Origin of the sequence: Pseudovibrio sp. Ad13 (assembly GCF_001623225.1) — a bacterium.
Lineage (GTDB): Bacteria > Pseudomonadota > Alphaproteobacteria > Rhizobiales > Stappiaceae > Pseudovibrio.
Genome location: NZ_LMCC01000011.1, coordinates 60,517 through 77,238 on the forward strand (window position 1 = coordinate 60,517; position 16,722 = coordinate 77,238).

The following is a 16,722-nucleotide window of genomic DNA, read 5'->3' on the forward strand; positions in this document are numbered from 1 at the left end:
CAATTCCGCCGATAGTTTTGATCAACAAATACAATTTTAGCAGTTGTCGTCTGCTGCATGTTGTGAGGGTTGAGCGTGTATAAGCTCAACCAGTGTAAAGCTGAGTACCAGAGAGATTTGGATGCACGAGGTCAACCATAAAGCATTGCAAATGGAGAAGGTGTTAGGAGCCTTGTCTCAATCTGCTTTGCGGATGTTGGAACGGTCTGTCGATGATACGGTGCAAAGCGGAACATCTGTGCCAAATGCCGAACTCATGCTGCTCACTATTCGCAGGCTCCTTGGTGAAGCCTCTTACATTCCTGAGAATAAGCTATCTCTGGATACGCCACTCAAGCGCGCCATTCTAAGCCCTCTTCAACCGTTCCTCATTCAAATGCCGCTGAGCACACCGCAGCAGGGTCGGATCGATGCCACAATAATGGAGCCGCTTTGGACCTACATGCGCCAGGTGCTTCTTTCTAATGAGTTTACCGAAGCGGTAGAGGCCTTGGAAGAGCTGTGTCAGCAACAAGATTTGCCCACGACCCACGAAACCATCCAGAAAGCACTCTATACATGCGCTGAAGGTCTCCGCCTGCGTTTGGTTGCTGCTGCAAAAAAAGAGCTGGAAGCAGCAGATCAAGACATTCAGATAAAGACAAAGCTTCGCCGCAAGGTTGGAGGCCATGTCAATTTTGATTTCTTCTGTGACGTTCTGGTGATTTTGGAAAGAGCGCCTGCATGGGAAAAGGTGATGGCAGACACTCCACCTTTTGCAGAAGACATTCTGTCCATGTCCTCCGGTAACAGTTTGCAAAACATGCGCGCCCACATGGAGCAGCACAGAGCTGAGGCCAATTATCTTGCAGCGCTGTCATTCCTCCGTCTGGACGAAGCGCCTGTTGACCTCATTAAACTGGCTCAAACCCTCGCAGCTGTTCCTGCTCTTAAAGATGTTACGGGCACCCCTTACGCAGCCTTTATAGAGTTTGCTTTATCTTCTTTGGAGCAAAGTGTGTCCGTCGTTGAAGGTTGGCGCATGGAAGAGGAGGCCATTGTTGGGCTTCCGGAAGCAGCCAACGCCTGCTTGCTGCATTTTGAGGAACTGGAAGAACTCGAAGGCTTCAGCGCTTGCGGTCAATGGAACCAGCGTGCTGTTCAGCTCAAAAACCGTTTGTGTATTCTGCTACGCGATGAACTGCGCAACCTCCCAGCACAACTGGAGGAAGCAATTTCTTCAGAAACAAAACCTGAAATTGCAGATTTGCAGGGTGGGTACCGGCTGGAGCAGATTCAACGCGCCTATCACAAATGTTTGAGGGGATTAAAACTCGCCAAGTTAGCGTCGCAATATGCAGGTGTGCTTGGCTTGAACGAGCTGCAAATCTCAACCAGAGATCATGTCGAACGTTTCATCGATCGCAACTCTGAGAAACTTTTGACAGCTCCCAAAGACGAGCAAAACGAGACTGAAAACCTTCCGAATTATGGCGAAATTTCGAGAAAATTGAGCCGTTTAATCTCGATGAGTGAGATCTCACTGGAGCCGGAAGACACTGCGAACCTCATTCGCAGACAGAAGACTTACCTGAAAGATGCCGCCTAACCCCCTAGTAGTGCCTGCGTCTTTTAGAAAATAAGTGCAACTTCATAGGTATTTTGTGGGTATATGGCTTGTGCGACTGCCCGTCGCAGGGGGGGAACTGTTGCCTTTCACATTTAGAACCTGTCTATTTAAGCCACTATGACATTCTGGTTAGTTCTCGCAATTTTGACGGCGGCGGTCGCATTGGCCGTACTCGTTCCATTGGCTCGCTCTCCCAAGGTTAGTCCTGATGAGCGCAATGATGAAGCTGTGTTTCGTGCCCAGCTCGAAGAAATACAAAAAGATCTTGAGCGCGGTGTAATCGCGCCGGACATGGCAGAAGCCGCCAAAATTGAAGTGTCGCGTCGCTTGTTAGCCGCGCACAAGCAAAACCAGGGAGACCACCAGTCAGCTCCCTCTAAAATGCGCATGCGCATTGTGCAGCTGACAGCGGTTGTTTTGGTACCTCTGGCAGCGCTAGGTATGTATTTACAATACGGTTCTCCGGAAATCCCTGACCAGCCACGCGCTGAGCGTTTGGCTGAAACCGCAGGGCAGGCTGATCTTGAAGTTCTGATTGCCAGGACTGAGGATCACCTCAAAGAAAACCCGAACGACGGACAGGGTTGGGCTGTAATCGCACCTGTTTACATGCGTACGAGCCAGTTTGATAAGGCTCGCCGCGCCTATGCGCAGGCGTTGAGCCAGTTCCCTGAAAATCTCGATTTTATGGTTGGTTGGGCTGAAGCAAGCATTTTCGCAAATGAAGGACAAGTGTCCGATGAAGTTGAAAAGGTTGTGCGCCGGATCAATCTCGCTAAGCCTGAAATGCTGCAACCCTACTACTATCTGGCAATGGCTATGGGCCAGAAGGGTCAGATAAACGAAGCGCTGGCTGCCTGGAATGCTCTGCTGAAGACTGCAGATCAAAATGCTCCTTGGGTGGACGCAGCAAAGGCACAGCGTGACGAACTGATCGCACGAGGCGCCGTTGTATCTGGTGAGGCTGAGGCAATCCCGGCACTTGGACAGCCAGCAGGACCTTCTGCTGAAGAAGTTGAAGCAGCAGCTGAGATGAGTGCAGAAGATCGCAATGAAATGATCAACCAGATGGTTGTGCAGTTGGATGAACGCCTTAATGAACAAGGTGGTTCTGTTTCCGAGTGGGGGCGCCTGATACAAGCCCGCATTATTCTCGGGGAGCAAGTGGAGGCCGCAAAAGCAGTCGCCCGCGCAAAGCAAAGCCTGAAGGACGATGCGGCTGCACTGGAACAGATCAACCAACTGGCCGCGAGCCTGAATTTGAGCCCTGCTGAATAAGGCAGGGGTTGCATATCTCTGATGAATACCAAGCGGTTTTCGGAAATAAGATATGCCTAGGACAAAGAGATAGAGCTTCTTTTGATGTTCTATTGAGCTGCAGAATACAAACGCCGTAAGGCATTAGTTGGCAACGTATCTACGGAACTACGAGTATGACACGTAAACAAAAAAGACTCGGGCTTATTGGTCTTGCGGGATTGGTGCTGGGGTCAGCTGTCGGCTTGGTTCTTTATGGACTCTCCAGCAGCGTGACTTATTTCCAGAGCCCAAGCGACATCGCTGAACAGCAAGTTGAAGTTGGGCAACGCATCCGTCTTGGCGGTTTGGTTGAAGATGACTCTCTTGATAAGAGCCGGGGCTCAGTGATCCTCTTCCGTGTAACCGATCAGGCAGAAGCTATTCCGGTTTCTTACAAGGGCATTTTGCCAGATCTGTTCCGTGAAGGGCAGGGCATCATCGCTGAAGGCCACATGGACGAGAAGGGTGTTTTCATTGCAGACACAGTTCTGGCCAAGCATGATGAAAGCTATATGCCAAAAGAGGTCTACGAGACCTTGAAGGAAGATGGCCACTGGATGGAAGAGGAACAGGCCGCCTCCGCAGAGCAAAGCACCAAAGTAAACTAAAAGTAAAATCAACCGGCTCTGCCCAAAAGGGCCGGTTATCCAGCGCCAAATGGATACTAGGATATCGTAATGATAATTGAACTTGGCCACTATGCACTCATTCTGGCATTGGTAGTCGCGGCTGTTCAGTCGGTCTTTCCAGTGTGGGGTGCAGTGAATTCAGACCACCGTCTGATGGGGATGGCACCTGGCCTTGCCGTACTTATGTTCCTTTTGACTTGCGTTGCCTTTGCCGCATTGACCTGGGCATACCTGAACTCAGACTTCTCGCTTCTGAATACCTATCAGAACTCTCACAGCGACAAGCCGCTGGTCTATAAAATCTCCGGTGTGTGGGGCAACCACGAAGGCTCTATCCTTCTCTGGGTGCTTATTCTGGTGTTGTTCGGTGCACTGGTTGCAGTGTTTTCACGCAACATTCCACAGCGTCTCCGGGCTGCTACTCTTGGCGCTCAGGGCTGGGTTTCCTTTGCATTCCTGCTCTTCGTCATTGTTGCATCAAACCCGTTTACCCGTATCAGCCCTGCACCATTGCAAGGTTCAGGCCTCAACCCAATGCTGCAGGATGTCGGCTTGGCGATCCATCCGCCAATTCTTTACATTGGCTACGTTGGCTTCTCAATCGTGTTCGCGTTTGCTGCAGCTGCGCTCATTCTTGGCAAACTTGATGCCGCCTGGGCGCGTTGGGTACGTCCTTGGATCCTCGTAAGCTGGATCTTCCTGACCCTCGGCATCGCAATGGGTTCTTACTGGGCTTACTACGAACTCGGCTGGGGTGGCTGGTGGTTCTGGGATCCGGTCGAAAATGCATCCTTCATGCCATGGCTCACCGGTACAGCGCTACTTCACTCCGCAATCGTAATGGAACGTCGGGATGCTCTGAAGGTTTGGACTGTTTTCCTCGCACTGCTGACATTTTCTTTGTCGCTGCTGGGTACCTTCCTCGTCCGTTCAGGTGTTCTCACCTCCGTACACGCATTCGCAGTTGATCCGGCACGTGGTCTCTTTATCCTTGCGATCCTGCTGATCTTTGTCGGTGGATCACTCACACTGTTTGCATGGCGCGCACCATTGCTTCGTCAAGGTGGCCTGTTTGCACCAATCAGCCGCGAAGGTTCACTGGTACTGAACAACCTGTTCCTGACAACAGCCTGTGCCGCGGTCTTTGTCGGTACGCTTTACCCACTCGTTCTGGAAGCCTTCTCTGGCGACAAGATCTCCGTGGGTGCGCCATTCTTCAACCTGACATTCGGCCCAATCATGGTGCCAGTACTGATCCTGATGCCATTTGGTCAGCTTTTGGCATGGAAGCGTGGTGATGCGTGGGGTGTAGCCCAACGATTGACCTCTGCTTTTGTGATCGCAATGCTCGCAACTTTCGGCCTGATCTGGTTCATGGGCGTCAGTACAACAAGCATTATGACAGCGCTTGGCTTCGGTTTGGCATTCTGGGCGATCTTTGGCTCCCTTTGGGAAATCGTTGAACGTTCCCAGCTGTTCAAAATTGGCTTTGGTCGTTCCATGGCCCGTATCAAAGGCTTTGCACCAACCGTCTGGTCTACTGTTCTGGGCCATGCCGGTCTTGGAATTACAGTTCTGGGTATTGTGACGACAATGGCGTTTGAATCTGAACGCGTTGAAGTGATGCGACCAGGCGATACGCTGGAACAGAACGGTTACAATGTGACCTATGAGAAGAGCTGGACCCAAAATGGTCCGAACTATCAGGAGATGGTCTCCCAGTATACTCTTCGCAAAGGTGGTAACGTCGTCGGTATCATGGAGCCATCCAAGCGTGCTTATAATGCCAGTGGAATGCCAATGAGTGAAACATCCATCGCGACCTTCGGCTTCTCGCAGGTGTACTTTGCAACGGGTGATTCTGACGCAAATGGTGGTATTGTTACGCGCATCTACTTCAAACCGCTGATCACGCTGATCTGGATTGGTACTCTGCTTATGTCTCTGGGTGGTTGTATTGCCCTCTTTGATCGTCGCCTGCGTGTTGGTGCTCCTGTTTCAGCCCGCAAGCGCAAAGGCGTAGCAGGCGGTGTTGCAACAGCAACCCCAACTCCGGCGGAGTAATGACCATGAAGATGAAGTTCGTACTGGTATTGATCTCTTCTGTTCTTCTGGGAGCTCCAGCTGCTTATGCAGTCAACCCGGATGAAGTCTTGAAAGATCCTGTTCTGGAAGAACGTGCACGCGAAATTTCCAAGGAAGTGCGCTGCGTGGTCTGCCAGAACCAGTCCATTGACGACTCCAACGCTAAACTGGCGAAGGATCTACGCCTGCTGGTGCGTGAGCGACTGGTGGAAGGAGACAGTGACAAGGAGGTCATGGACTATCTTGTTGACCGCTACGGTGAGTTTGTCCTTCTCAAACCGCGCTTTGCGTTCCATACCCTGTTTTTGTGGGGCGGCGGACCTCTCGCATTGCTGCTTGGAGGCTTTTTCCTGTGGCGTACATCGCGAAAGAAAAAGCATGCACCGCTGAAGAGCAGCACAGCGGGTGTCAAACCGCTCTCGGATGAAGAGCAGGCCGAACTCGACAAGCTCATGTCTTCTAACTAAGACCAATAACAGAGCCCCGCAGACATGGTTTGCGGGGCTCACGTTTAATCACATCTTCTTGCAACCAGTTGAATTGTAAAGACGCCTGTAAGCGCGCACTAGATACCTGTCTCTTAATATATATTCCGAATGTGCCAGCTGCGCAGGAAATGACAGGAACAGTTCAAATGGCAAACGATCCCATTAAATTGGAATTTGAAGGCTCTCAGGGAGCGCATCTTGCAGCGCGTCTGGACACACCAGATGGTGAACCAAAGGCCTATGCCCTGTTCGCCCATTGCTTCACTTGTTCCAAGGATCTTTCCGCAGCACGACGCATTGCATCTGCTTTGACCAAAGACGGGATTGCTGTTCTGCGCTTTGACTTCACTGGTCTTGGCAACAGCGGCGGCGACTTTGCCTCCACCAACTTCTCATCAAACCTTCAGGATCTTGTTCGCGCCGCTGATTACCTGCGAGAGCATTATGAAGCACCAAAGCTGCTTGTAGGGCATTCTCTGGGCGGCGCAGCTGTGCTCGCAGCAGCCTCTGAGGTGCCAGAGGTAAAAGCGGTTGCCACAATCGGTGCACCAGCCTCAGCTGATCATGTGATTCATAACTTCGGAGCTTCCCTTGATGAGATAAAAGAGAAGGGCGAAGCCACCGTCCAGCTTGGTGAACGACCGTTTAAGATCAAGCGCCAGTTTATCGAAGATCTTGAAGCGCAGGATGTTCGGTCACGCGTCGCTGTGCTGAAAAAGGCGGTGTTGGTTCTTCACTCGCCGGTTGATGCTACGGTTGGCATTGAAAATGCTGCTCAGATTTTTGAAGCAGCGAAGCATCCGAAATCATTTGTGTCTTTGGATGATGCCGATCATCTGCTGTTTAAATACAAAGATGCAGATTATGCAGCACGCGTGATTGCAGCATGGGCAAGCCGCTACATGCAAGGCTAACTAAAGCGAGGTGGGAGCAACTACGAAGTTTTCCCATCATTACAGAAGATTAATGTGGCAGATAGGTGTTTGTAAGGTTCGCTCTGGCATAGTCATTCTCAACGAAATGCAAAAGCCCGTTTTCCCCAGTTGGGCTGAGATTGACTAAATGGAGTTGAGCCAAATGAAGTTGACCAAGAACGCAAGTTCCAACGTTGTTTCCCTGTCTGCTGCAAAAACCACTTCCAAACGTCGTTCCCGTCTTCTCAATGGCACCATGGCACTGGCAATTGCAGGTGCAATGGTTGCTCCGCTGACACTTGTTCCGGCAACCGCTCAAGCCGAGCCTGTCCGCGTAAACGCGCCAGCAATGCCGAGCTTTGTCGGTTTGGTCGAAGCCGTTCAGCCAACAGTTGTTTCCGTTCGTGTGCGCTCTGAGGTTAGAGAGAATGATCGTCTGGCGGGCATTCCTCCAATGTTCCGCGATATGCCGGATGATCACCCACTGCAGAAATTCTTCCGCGAGTTTGGTGGTCCAGGTGGTGAGCAAAAAAAGAAAGCCCCACCACGCAAGCGCTTCGATCAATCTCAAGGGTCTGGCTTCTTCATCTCTGATGATGGCTATGTGGTGACCAACGAACACGTGGTTGAAGGTGGAACTGAGTTCACAATCGTAACCAGTGAAGGCGAGGAACTGGAAGCCTCGCTGGTTGGTTCCGACAAGCGTTCTGATCTGGCTCTTCTGAAGGTGGAAAGCGAAGAAAAGTTTGAATACGTCGCCTTTACAGATGATGCACCACTGGTTGGAGAATGGGTCGTCGCAGTTGGCAATCCGTTCGGTCTGGGTGGCACGGTAACGGCTGGCATCGTCTCTGCTCGTGGTCGTGACATCGGCGCTGGCATCTATGACGATTTCCTCCAGATTGATGCCTCTGTAAACCGTGGTAACTCCGGTGGTCCTGCATTCAACGTGAAGGGTGAAGTGGTCGGCGTAAACTCTGCGATTGTGTCTCCAAGCGGTGGCAACGTGGGCATCGCATTTGCGATCCCGGCACAGACTGCAAAAAAGATCATCTCTGACCTGAAAGAAGACGGCGCAGTTACTCGCGGCTGGCTTGGCGTTCAGATCCAGCCTGTGACCAAGGACATCGCTGAATCCCTCGGTCTCGAAAACGAAAACGGCACGCTGGTTGCCGAAGTTCAGGGCGATACCCCTGCAAAAGCAGCTGGCTTCCAGGCTGGCGACATCATCCTCAAGGTCGATGGTGAAGAAGTGAACGGCCCGCGTGAACTGGCAAAGGTCATCGCTGGATACTCACCAAACACCGAAGTGAAGATCGAATACTGGCGCAATGGTGAAATCGACACCGCGACTGTGAAGCTCGGCACTATTCCTGAAGAGAAAAAACAAGCCTCAGTGAGCAAAAGCAAGGATGCGAATACCGCATTGGTAGACAGCCTAGGTCTGGAACTGGCAACTGCTGAACAGGCAGGTGTTGATGAAGAAGGCGTTGTTGTCACCAAAGTAGATCCCGATGGACCTGCTGCTGACAAAGGCCTCGCACCTGGTGCGATCATCACCGAAGTTGCTGGTGTTAAAGTTGAAACACCAACCGATGTTGCAGAACAGGTTGAAACAGCACGTGAACAAGGACGCAAGGCAGTTCTGCTGCGTGTTACCCGTGGTGAGAACACACTCTTTGTAGCGATCCCGCTGGAAAAGGGTGAGGAATAAGCCACTTACAAGAATGCGGATCACGAGAAACGCCCCTCTCGTGATCCCTCGTCGAAACACCAAGGATACCCTCACAGGTGTTTCGGTTGTTTGAGGGGCTGATAGCAAGGGTAGCCCTCTACTTGATGTCAGTCCTAAAAACCAATGCTGGAAGAAAAGGCAGGGACCTTATCATCTGCCAACTTCACCTATAAAACTTATGCAAATGCTGACGGTTACCCCCAACAGCATTTGCTTTTTTTTATCGTTTCCCGTCAATGTGAGGAAACGAACAATGCCTTGCTCTGGGAAATGAAAAAATGAGAATCTTGATTATTGAAGATGATCGGGAAGCGGCAGACTATCTGCTCAAAGCACTGAAGGAAGCAGGGCACTCACCTGATCACGCAGACAATGGCGAAGACGGACTTGAGCTGGCAATCTCCAACACGTGGGATGTGCTCGTCGTTGATCGCATGCTGCCCAAACGCGATGGCCTCTCCATCATCGAAACACTGCGCGCCTCTGGTGATGAAACGCCTGTATTGATCCTCTCAGCGCTCTCGCAAGTAGATGATCGTGTGACCGGTCTGCGCGCAGGTGGAGATGACTACCTCTCAAAACCCTACGCCTTTTCTGAACTGCTCGCCCGCGTTGAAGTGCTGAGCCGCCGTAAAGCTGGCCCACAAGTTGAAACCAAGTTGCAAGTTGCTGATCTTGTTCTGGATCGCCTCGCGCACTCTGTTAGCCGTGCTGGACAGGAGATTGTGCTGCAGCCCCGCGAGTTCCGCCTTCTTGAATACCTCATGAAGCATGCTGGACAGGTGGTGACCCGCACCATGTTGCTGGAAAACGTCTGGGACTATCATTTCGATCCGCAGACCAACGTGATCGACGTTCACATCTCAAGGCTTCGGTCAAAAATCGACAAAGGGTTCGATTTCCCGTTGCTTCATACTGTTCGTGGTGCTGGGTATTCCATCCGTGACAGCTCTAACTAGAATCCTCTCAACCACAGCCTTCAAGCTGGCCGCAATCTATCTGACGTCGTTTACGGCGCTCTCTGTGTTTCTGTTCATCTTCATCTCGCAGAACACCGATGACCTGATGAATAAACAGGTGGTGCAGACGGTTGATGCAGAAATTCAGGGCCTTGCCGAACAATATGCACAAAACGGTATCAACGGGCTCGTCGTTGGTGTGGAGCGCCGTGTCCGAAGCCCCAACTCAAACCTCTATCTCATTCTGGACTACTCTGGAAACGTCATTACGGGCAACATCGCCTATCTGCCTGAGAAAGTTCTCTCAGTGTCCGATGGCCGAATTCAGTTTGTCTCCTACACACCACTAGGGTTTGCTGAGACGGACCAGAACAAAGCCAAAGCGATCGTCCGCATCTTCGAATTGCCCGGCAACTTCAAGCTGCTGGTCGGACGTGATCTTGAAGATCAGGTCCATCTTAAAAGCTTGCTCGGTGACGCTTTGACCCTCTGGCTGGTCGGGATGGTTGTTCTGGCTGGTATCACGTGGTTCTTCCTCAATCGCCGTATCCTGAAACGCATCGATAACCTTTCCATGAGCTCACGCCTGATTATGGAAGGTGATCTTGCCGGTCGCCTCGATGTGACTGGTAACGGAGATGAGTTCGACCGTCTGGCCAGCAACCTCAATGTTATGCTGGATCGTATTGAAGAGCTGATGAAGGGCCTTAAGGAAGTCTCCGACAATATTGCCCATGATCTCAAAACACCGCTCACACGTATGCGTGGGCGCGTGGAAGCTGCGCTGCGGCAAGATTTGAGTGAAAATGAAGGCCGCGAATGTCTGGAAGAGACACTGGTTGAGACCGATGAGCTGATCAACACTTTCAACGCACTGCTGCGCATCGCACGTGTAGAAGCTGGTTCCACTGGAGCTGAGCTGCAATCAATCAAGCTGGGCAACATCGTCAAGGACGTGTGCGAACTTTATGAGCCCGTTGCCGAAGATGATGGTGTTGAGTTCTCTGTCTCACTGGAAGATGAGCCTGTCATCGAAGGTGATCGGGAGTTATTGGCGCAAGCTCTCGCAAACTTGATAGAAAATGCTCTCAAATACGGTCGCCCAACCGAAGAGAATGTCAAACCCACAATCAAAGTCGTACTGTCTGGAAATGATGAGCAGGCTATACTCAGCATAGAAGATAATGGCGCTGGTATTGCTGCTGCTGATCGTGAGCGGGTGTGTAATCGCTTCGTTCGGCTTGATAGCTCTCGCCATGCACCGGGTTCTGGGCTTGGATTGTCACTTATCAAGGCGGTGGTAACTCTCCATCATGGAGAATTGCAGCTAACATCGGCTGGGACAGCAGATGATTCTGAAAGTGATAAGCAATCTGGCCTGCGTGCCCGGATTGTTCTGCCCTTAAACAACGGGCAAAGAGGTGAGGGAGAGGGCAACGAAGCATGGGACAAGGCTCGGAAGAAGAACGCCACCAGCTAAAAAGCAGCATTCTGAAGCGCGAACATCGTGAAGGAGCTCTTGCTCCTTTATTTGAGCGCTTGGAACGCCAGCCCATCTGTGCAGATGATGATCTGGGTGATCGGCACCTGAAAGATCTTATTGAGAAGCTGGAACGTAAAGACCTCATTTCTGAGTTTGAACAGCTCTGTCAGGGTGCCCCCCATCTGCGCAGCTTTGTTAAAGGCTTCATGGTCAGTGCGCCATTTCTGCGCGAGACCATGTTGCGCGATGTTCAACGCTTCCTGCGTATTTTGAATACACCGCCAGAAGAGACCATTGCGATCCTTTTACAGGACTGCCTGAATGCCCGACCTGAAAGCGAAGCTGCACTTATGCAATCGTTGCGTTTGGCAAAACAGGAAATGGCTCTCACGGTTGCGCTGGCGGATATTGCAGGCGCATGGCCGCTGGAAAATGTAACGGGTGCTCTCACCAAGTTTGCAGATGCATCATTGACCGCCTGCCTACGCTTCTGCCTTCGTGAGCTTGAAGTCAGAGGTAAATTTATTCCGGTTGATCATGATGAACCGGAAAAGGAGGCAGGTTTCTTCATTCTGGCCATGGGCAAGCATGGCGCGGGTGAACTTAATTACTCCTCTGACATCGATCTGATCGTTCTTTATGATCCTGAGCGTAGCCGCCTGATTGGTGGTGCAGAAGCGCCTGTTGAGTTTGTCCGTATCACCCGCCGTCTGGTGAAGCTCATGAATGAGCGTACCGGGGATGGATATGTTTTCAGAACTGACTTGCGCTTACGGCCAGATCCTGGAGCAACGCCACTGGCAATCTCTGTTCCTGCAGCGCTGGTCTATTATGAAAGCCTGGGCCAGAACTGGGAACGTGCAGCGCTCATCAAAGCACGCCCATGTGCAGGCGATATTGAAGCCGGTGAGATCTTCCTTGAAGAAATACGCCCATTCGTCTGGCGCAAATATTTGGACTATGCCGCCATTTCAGATGTGCACTCCATCAAACGCCAAATCCATGCTCACAAAGGCTTCAGCAAAATCACGGTTGCTGGTCATAACGTAAAGCTGGGACGAGGCGGCATTCGTGAAGTTGAGTTTTTCGCGCAGACCCAGCAGCTGATCGCAGGTGGCCGCAACCCGCAACTACGCGACCGGCGGACACTGATCACACTGGAAAGACTGGCTGACTGTGGCTGGATCGACCAATCCGCTGCAGAAGATATGGAAGAAGCCTATCGCTACCTGCGCGAGGTTGAGCATCGCATTCAGATGATCAACGATGAGCAGACCCACATCCTGCCTAAGGATGAAGAGGCATTAGCACGTGTCTATCACCTTATGGGCATTCAAGGCCGCTCTGAGTTCGCTGACACGATCCGCTCTAAGTTTGAGTTGGTGCAAAAGCACTACTCAGGCTTGTTTGAGCATGAGCCAGATCTGGCAACCAACCTTGGCAATCTGGTCTTCACAGGAGATGATGAAGACCCCAATACGCTGGAAACTCTCAGCCAGCTTGGCTTCCAAAGGCCCGTTGATGCAATCCGCACCATCCGTCAGTGGCACTACGGCAGATATCCGGCAGTTCGTGCGCCAAAATCTCGTGAACGGTTGACCGAGTTTACCCCAATTCTGCTGGATGCATTAGCGCGTACTGAGAATGCAGACAAAGCACTGCTGACATTTGACTCCTTCCTCTCCAAACTGCCAATGGGTGTGCAACTCTTCGGGTTGCTCAAGTCTAACCCGCACCTGTTCAACTTGCTGACGATGGTTATGGGCAACGCACCACGTATGGCCGAGATCGTCTCCAAACGCGTCCACGTTCTGGATGCGCTTCTCGACCCGGCATTCTTTGGTGGGGCGCCATCAGCAGAGCAGATTGAAACAGCGCTTGCTGTGACGCTCGATCAGGCTGGGTATTATGAAGAAGCGCTCGACCGGGCGCGTATCTTTGTACAGGAGCAACAATTCTTGCTCGGCCTGCGCTTGATCACAGGAACGATCACAGCAGCAGAGTTAGGCCAGGGACTTTCAACACTTGCAGACGCAGTGCTCTGTCAACTGCTGCCACGTGTTCAGCAGGAACTGGAAGATGCTCACGGCAAAATTCCAGGAGCTGAACTTGCTCTTGTTGCCATGGGCAAACTGGGCGGACAGGAAATCACTTGTGCATCGGACCTTGACCTGATTCTGCTCTACGATTTTCCCGAGGATGTCGTTCAAAGTGACGGCAAACGCCCGTTGGCCCCAAGTCAGTACTACAGTCGCCTCACACAGCGCCTTGTATCCGCGCTGACTGCGCCGACGGCAGAAGGCGTCCTTTATGAGGTCGACTTCCGTTTGCGGCCCTCAGGCAACTCTGGACCGCTTGCAACGCGTTTTGCGTCCTTCAAAGACTATCAGTCCAACGATGCCTGGACGTGGGAGCATATGGCCCTTACACGCGCTCGTGTCATCACCAGCTCAAGCCCTGAGTTTGCTCAACAGATCGACTGTGCGGTCTCGCAGTTGTTGCAGGACAAGCGCGATATTGAAAAACTGGCCCGTGATGTCTGCGATATGCGTGCGCGCATCCAGAAGGAGAAGCCAGCAAAGAGCCCATGGCAGATCAAGGGTATTCCGGGTGGCTTGATCGATATTGAGTTCATCGCCCAGTTCTTGCAGTTGGCTCACGGTGTCGAGCATCCTGAAGTCCTGCAGGCTCGTACCGAAGATGCATTGCTTAAGGCGCGTGATTTTGGAGTATTGCGTGAAGAGGATGCTGACACGCTTATTCCAGCCCTTCGAAACTATGAGGACCTGACACAGATCCTGAAGCTCGCTCAAACCGGACACTTTGATCCAAAAACAGCTCCGTGCGGCTTGCTCGATCTTCTTGTAAATGCAGGAGGTGAGCCAGACTTTGAACGTCTGACCATCTACATGCAGGAACAACAGATCATGGTCCGCAGAACCTTTGAACACCTCATTGGCAAAGTGGAAGAAGCTGAAAAGACCAGCTAAGATAATGTACATCTGAAAAACAAAAAAGGCCGCTGATGAAGCGGCCTTTTCTTTGAAGATTGTCTTCTTGCTCTTAAGCAGCGTTCAGGTTGCTGATGCCTGTCAGACGGCCTTTGTCGCGTCCCTTGGCTTTCAAGGGCAGCTTGATCGTAACCTCGGTGCCTGTGCCGACTTCAGAAGCGATTTCCATGTAACCGCCGTGCAGCTCGCTGAGAGACCGTGCAATCGCCAGACCAAGGCCAGATCCTTTGTGCGTCTTAGTGAACTGGTTCTCCACCTGCACAAACGGCTTGGCAAGACGGTCAATGTCTTTCTTGGAGATTCCGATACCGTTGTCAGAGATCTTGAGTTCAGCAAAGGCACCGACCTTGCGGGCAGAGACTCGAACTTCGCCATTGTCTGGTGTAAACTTGATAGAGTTTGCAAGCAGGTTGAGTAGGATCTGCTTAACAGCGCGGCGGTCAGCCTGCAGATGCATGTGAGGCAGATTTTCGCTAACAACCTTGATGTTCTTCTCAGCTGCTGTTGCAGAGATAATCCGGGCTGCATCCTGAACGATCTGCTGGATCTGAACATCCTCAACAGATAACTCAATCCGGCCCGCTTCAATCTTAGACATATCCAGAATGTCGTTGATCACATTCAGCAGATAGTTACCGGAGGAATGAATGTCCTTGCAGTATTCTTTGTACTTGTCGGAACCAAGGTCACCAAACATGCCTTGATCCATAATCTCAGAGAAGCCGATGATTGCGTTCAGTGGTGTTCTCAACTCGTGGGAGATGTTTGCAAGGAATTCGGACTTCGCCTGGTTTGCATCTTCCGCGCGGGTCTTCTCATCCGCATATTTCTCGGTCAGTTCCACCAGCTGTTGAGCCTGTAGTTCAAGTTTCTGGCGGGACTGGCGCAAGTCGGCAATGGTCGCCATATGACCGCGCTCAGACTCAAGCAATTTCTCTTCTTTACGCTTCAGCTCTGTAATGTCGGTGCCAACGGAAACGAAGCCACCATCTTTGGTCCGGCGCTCTGAGACCTGTAACCAGCGACCACCTTCCATCTCAACCTTGTAGGAACTTCCCATGTCGCTGTCGATGTGGTCGCCTTCCTCAGGCTCAGAAATAATCGGCTGGCTCGCGGAAGACATGACAGTTGCATAAGGCGTGCCCGACTGCACAACATGGTCTGGCAGCTGATGCAGCTTGCGGTAGTTGGAGTTACACATCACCAGATGGTTGTCAGCATCCCACAAGACAAAGGCCTCGGAGATGTTCTCAATTGCATCACGCAGGCGTAGATCAGCAGTACGGCTCTGTTCTGCCAAGCGCTTCTGCTCGGTCACATCCATACAGATACCGATCAGGTGAGGTTCATTGGTGCCCGCATCGGTTTGAACTTCAGCACGTACCCGAAGCCAGACCCAGGAACCATCACTGTGACGCATGCGCCATTGACGATCCACGTTGCTCTTGCCGGTATCCAGCAGGCTCTTTGCAAGATCATAAAGATCAACGTCATCGGTATGGGTCAGGGATTGGATCTCAGCAAAGCCCATAATATCATTACGCGGATCCATGCCCAGCATTTCATAGAGTGAGGCGGACCAGAACACGCGGCCACGGGAAAGGTCCCAGTCAAACAGACCACAACGACCACGGTTGAGGGCAGCGTCTATGCGAGAGCGCGTCGCCGAGTAAATGCCATCTGCCTGTTGCGCTCGGGTTGCCTGCGCAAAATAGGCATAGATGATGACCAGCAGCACCATGGAGGTTGCAACAAAGATCGTGACATTGGCGGAAAGTTCAGCACGCCAGGAAGAGAAAATCGCGTCTTCTGGCTGCATGATAGCAACCATGCCGATTTTGTTTGGTAAATGATGAACTGTTGCCCGGGTCGCGTCTTTGGTGCCCTCATTGAGCGTCAGCACACCTGCGCGCTTTCCAAAGAACGTCATTGGCTGAGTGTCACCAAGGAAACTGGTAATTTTCAACCCTTCCATATCAGGACGGGTCGGAGCACTGGCAACAATGGTACCGTTCGGGTCAGTCAACAGAATTTGACGGCTTTGGCTGGTGGCCCGGGGGGGCAGGGCCTCAGAAAGTGCACGCTGCAAAGCAGAAGTCAGGCCGGCGGAGCCTTTTTCTTGCTCGGAAATTTCAATGCTGGCGGTCAGGGCAGTTGCAATAAGTGTGAGATCGTCCTGAGCCTTCTGGCTGACATTCTCATAATTGTAAGCAATCTCAAGTCCGCGGAAGATAGCGGTACACGCAATGAACACGATGCAAAGAGCAGGGATAATTCTGCGCATCATTGGTTCCGTTGTTAAGAGGCGTTGGTAGGCTGGTTGAGCGAGCAACTTGATATGTCCGGTCAGGGCGTCTTTTTTGCCTGTCCGTTTGGTCGAGTTCAAGAGTCGTCGAGCGGTCGCGCCCCCTGCAAAGGCTCGTGCCATGAATGCCCCCATGTGTCAGATTCCGCCGCAAATAACTCGGGTTGCAATTCACCCGAATCACATTCATTTGAATCTATCCGAA

At 51.8% G+C, this 16,722-nt stretch carries 10 protein-coding genes and 1 pseudogene; 10 read left to right on the forward strand and 1 reads right to left on the reverse strand.

Annotated features, from left to right (window positions below; translation table 11 throughout):
- Positions 1-121: 121 nt before the first annotated feature.
- The 10 genes and pseudogenes from PsAD13_RS12495 to PsAD13_RS12540 all read left to right on the forward strand — a co-directional run bounded on the left by PsAD13_RS12495 (position 122) and on the right by PsAD13_RS12540 (position 14,191).
- On the forward strand, positions 122-1,588 hold the full coding sequence (locus PsAD13_RS12495; protein WP_063318365.1) for a hypothetical protein: 1,467 nt from the start codon (positions 122-124) through the stop codon (positions 1,586-1,588).
- A 138-nt stretch (positions 1,589-1,726) separates the two neighbouring features.
- Positions 1,727-2,887 (forward strand): c-type cytochrome biogenesis protein CcmI, encoded by a 1,161-nt coding sequence (gene ccmI / locus PsAD13_RS12500; protein WP_063318366.1) that lies wholly within the window; start codon positions 1,727-1,729, stop codon positions 2,885-2,887.
- 155 nt (positions 2,888-3,042) lie between these two features.
- On the forward strand, positions 3,043-3,516 hold the full coding sequence (gene ccmE, locus PsAD13_RS12505; RefSeq protein ID WP_082597161.1) for a cytochrome c maturation protein CcmE: 474 nt from the start codon (positions 3,043-3,045) through the stop codon (positions 3,514-3,516).
- 69 nt (positions 3,517-3,585) lie between these two features.
- Positions 3,586-5,601: a heme lyase CcmF/NrfE family subunit gene (locus PsAD13_RS12510; RefSeq protein WP_063288184.1), complete on the forward strand. Its 2,016-nt coding sequence runs from the start codon at positions 3,586-3,588 to the stop codon at positions 5,599-5,601.
- A 5-nt stretch (positions 5,602-5,606) separates the two neighbouring features.
- Positions 5,607-6,089, forward strand: a complete 483-nt coding sequence (locus PsAD13_RS12515; protein WP_206599771.1) for a cytochrome c-type biogenesis protein — start codon at positions 5,607-5,609, stop codon at positions 6,087-6,089.
- Positions 6,090-6,256: 167 nt separating this feature from the next.
- Positions 6,257-7,015: pseudogene (locus PsAD13_RS12520) on the forward strand (alpha/beta hydrolase); the annotation flags it as partial.
- 172 nt (positions 7,016-7,187) lie between these two features.
- Positions 7,188-8,738, forward strand: a complete 1,551-nt coding sequence (locus PsAD13_RS12525) for a Do family serine endopeptidase (RefSeq protein WP_063318446.1) — start codon at positions 7,188-7,190, stop codon at positions 8,736-8,738.
- A gap of 299 nt (positions 8,739-9,037) precedes the next feature.
- Entirely contained in the window at positions 9,038-9,718 is a 681-nt protein-coding gene (locus PsAD13_RS12530) for a response regulator transcription factor (RefSeq protein ID WP_057465903.1), read from the forward strand.
- The gene (locus PsAD13_RS12535) at positions 9,702-11,198 is read left to right on the forward strand and encodes a HAMP domain-containing sensor histidine kinase (protein WP_063318367.1); all 1,497 of its coding nucleotides are present in this window, start codon (positions 9,702-9,704) and stop codon (positions 11,196-11,198) included. Before PsAD13_RS12530 ends, PsAD13_RS12535 begins: the two co-directional genes overlap by 17 nt.
- On the forward strand, positions 11,162-14,191 hold the full coding sequence (locus tag PsAD13_RS12540; RefSeq protein WP_063318368.1) for a bifunctional [glutamine synthetase] adenylyltransferase/[glutamine synthetase]-adenylyl-L-tyrosine phosphorylase: 3,030 nt from the start codon (positions 11,162-11,164) through the stop codon (positions 14,189-14,191). The genes PsAD13_RS12535 and PsAD13_RS12540 overlap by 37 nt, the downstream gene beginning before the upstream one ends.
- A gap of 73 nt (positions 14,192-14,264) precedes the next feature.
- On the opposite strand, the gene PsAD13_RS12545 is transcribed toward PsAD13_RS12540, so the two are convergent.
- Complete coding sequence (locus PsAD13_RS12545; protein WP_057465906.1) at positions 14,265-16,640, reverse strand: PAS domain-containing sensor histidine kinase; 2,376 nt, start codon at positions 16,638-16,640, stop codon at positions 14,265-14,267.
- Positions 16,641-16,722: the final 82 nt, after the last annotated feature.

Coding starts and splice junctions, on each gene's coding strand:
- ccmE (WP_082597161.1), top strand. CDS start 3,043: ATGACACGTAAACAAAAAAGACTCGGGCTTATTGGTCTTGCGGGATTG.
- PsAD13_RS12515 (WP_206599771.1), top strand. CDS start 5,607: ATGAAGATGAAGTTCGTACTGGTATTGATCTCTTCTGTTCTTCTGGGA.
- PsAD13_RS12530 (WP_057465903.1), top strand. CDS start 9,038: ATGAGAATCTTGATTATTGAAGATGATCGGGAAGCGGCAGACTATCTG.
- ccmI (WP_063318366.1), top strand. CDS start 1,727: ATGACATTCTGGTTAGTTCTCGCAATTTTGACGGCGGCGGTCGCATTG.
- PsAD13_RS12525 (WP_063318446.1), top strand. CDS start 7,188: ATGAAGTTGACCAAGAACGCAAGTTCCAACGTTGTTTCCCTGTCTGCT.
- PsAD13_RS12540 (WP_063318368.1), top strand. CDS start 11,162: ATGGGACAAGGCTCGGAAGAAGAACGCCACCAGCTAAAAAGCAGCATT.
- PsAD13_RS12545 (WP_057465906.1), bottom strand. CDS start 16,640: ATGGCACGAGCCTTTGCAGGGGGCGCGACCGCTCGACGACTCTTGAAC.
- PsAD13_RS12495 (WP_063318365.1), top strand. CDS start 122: ATGCACGAGGTCAACCATAAAGCATTGCAAATGGAGAAGGTGTTAGGA.
- PsAD13_RS12510 (WP_063288184.1), top strand. CDS start 3,586: ATGATAATTGAACTTGGCCACTATGCACTCATTCTGGCATTGGTAGTC.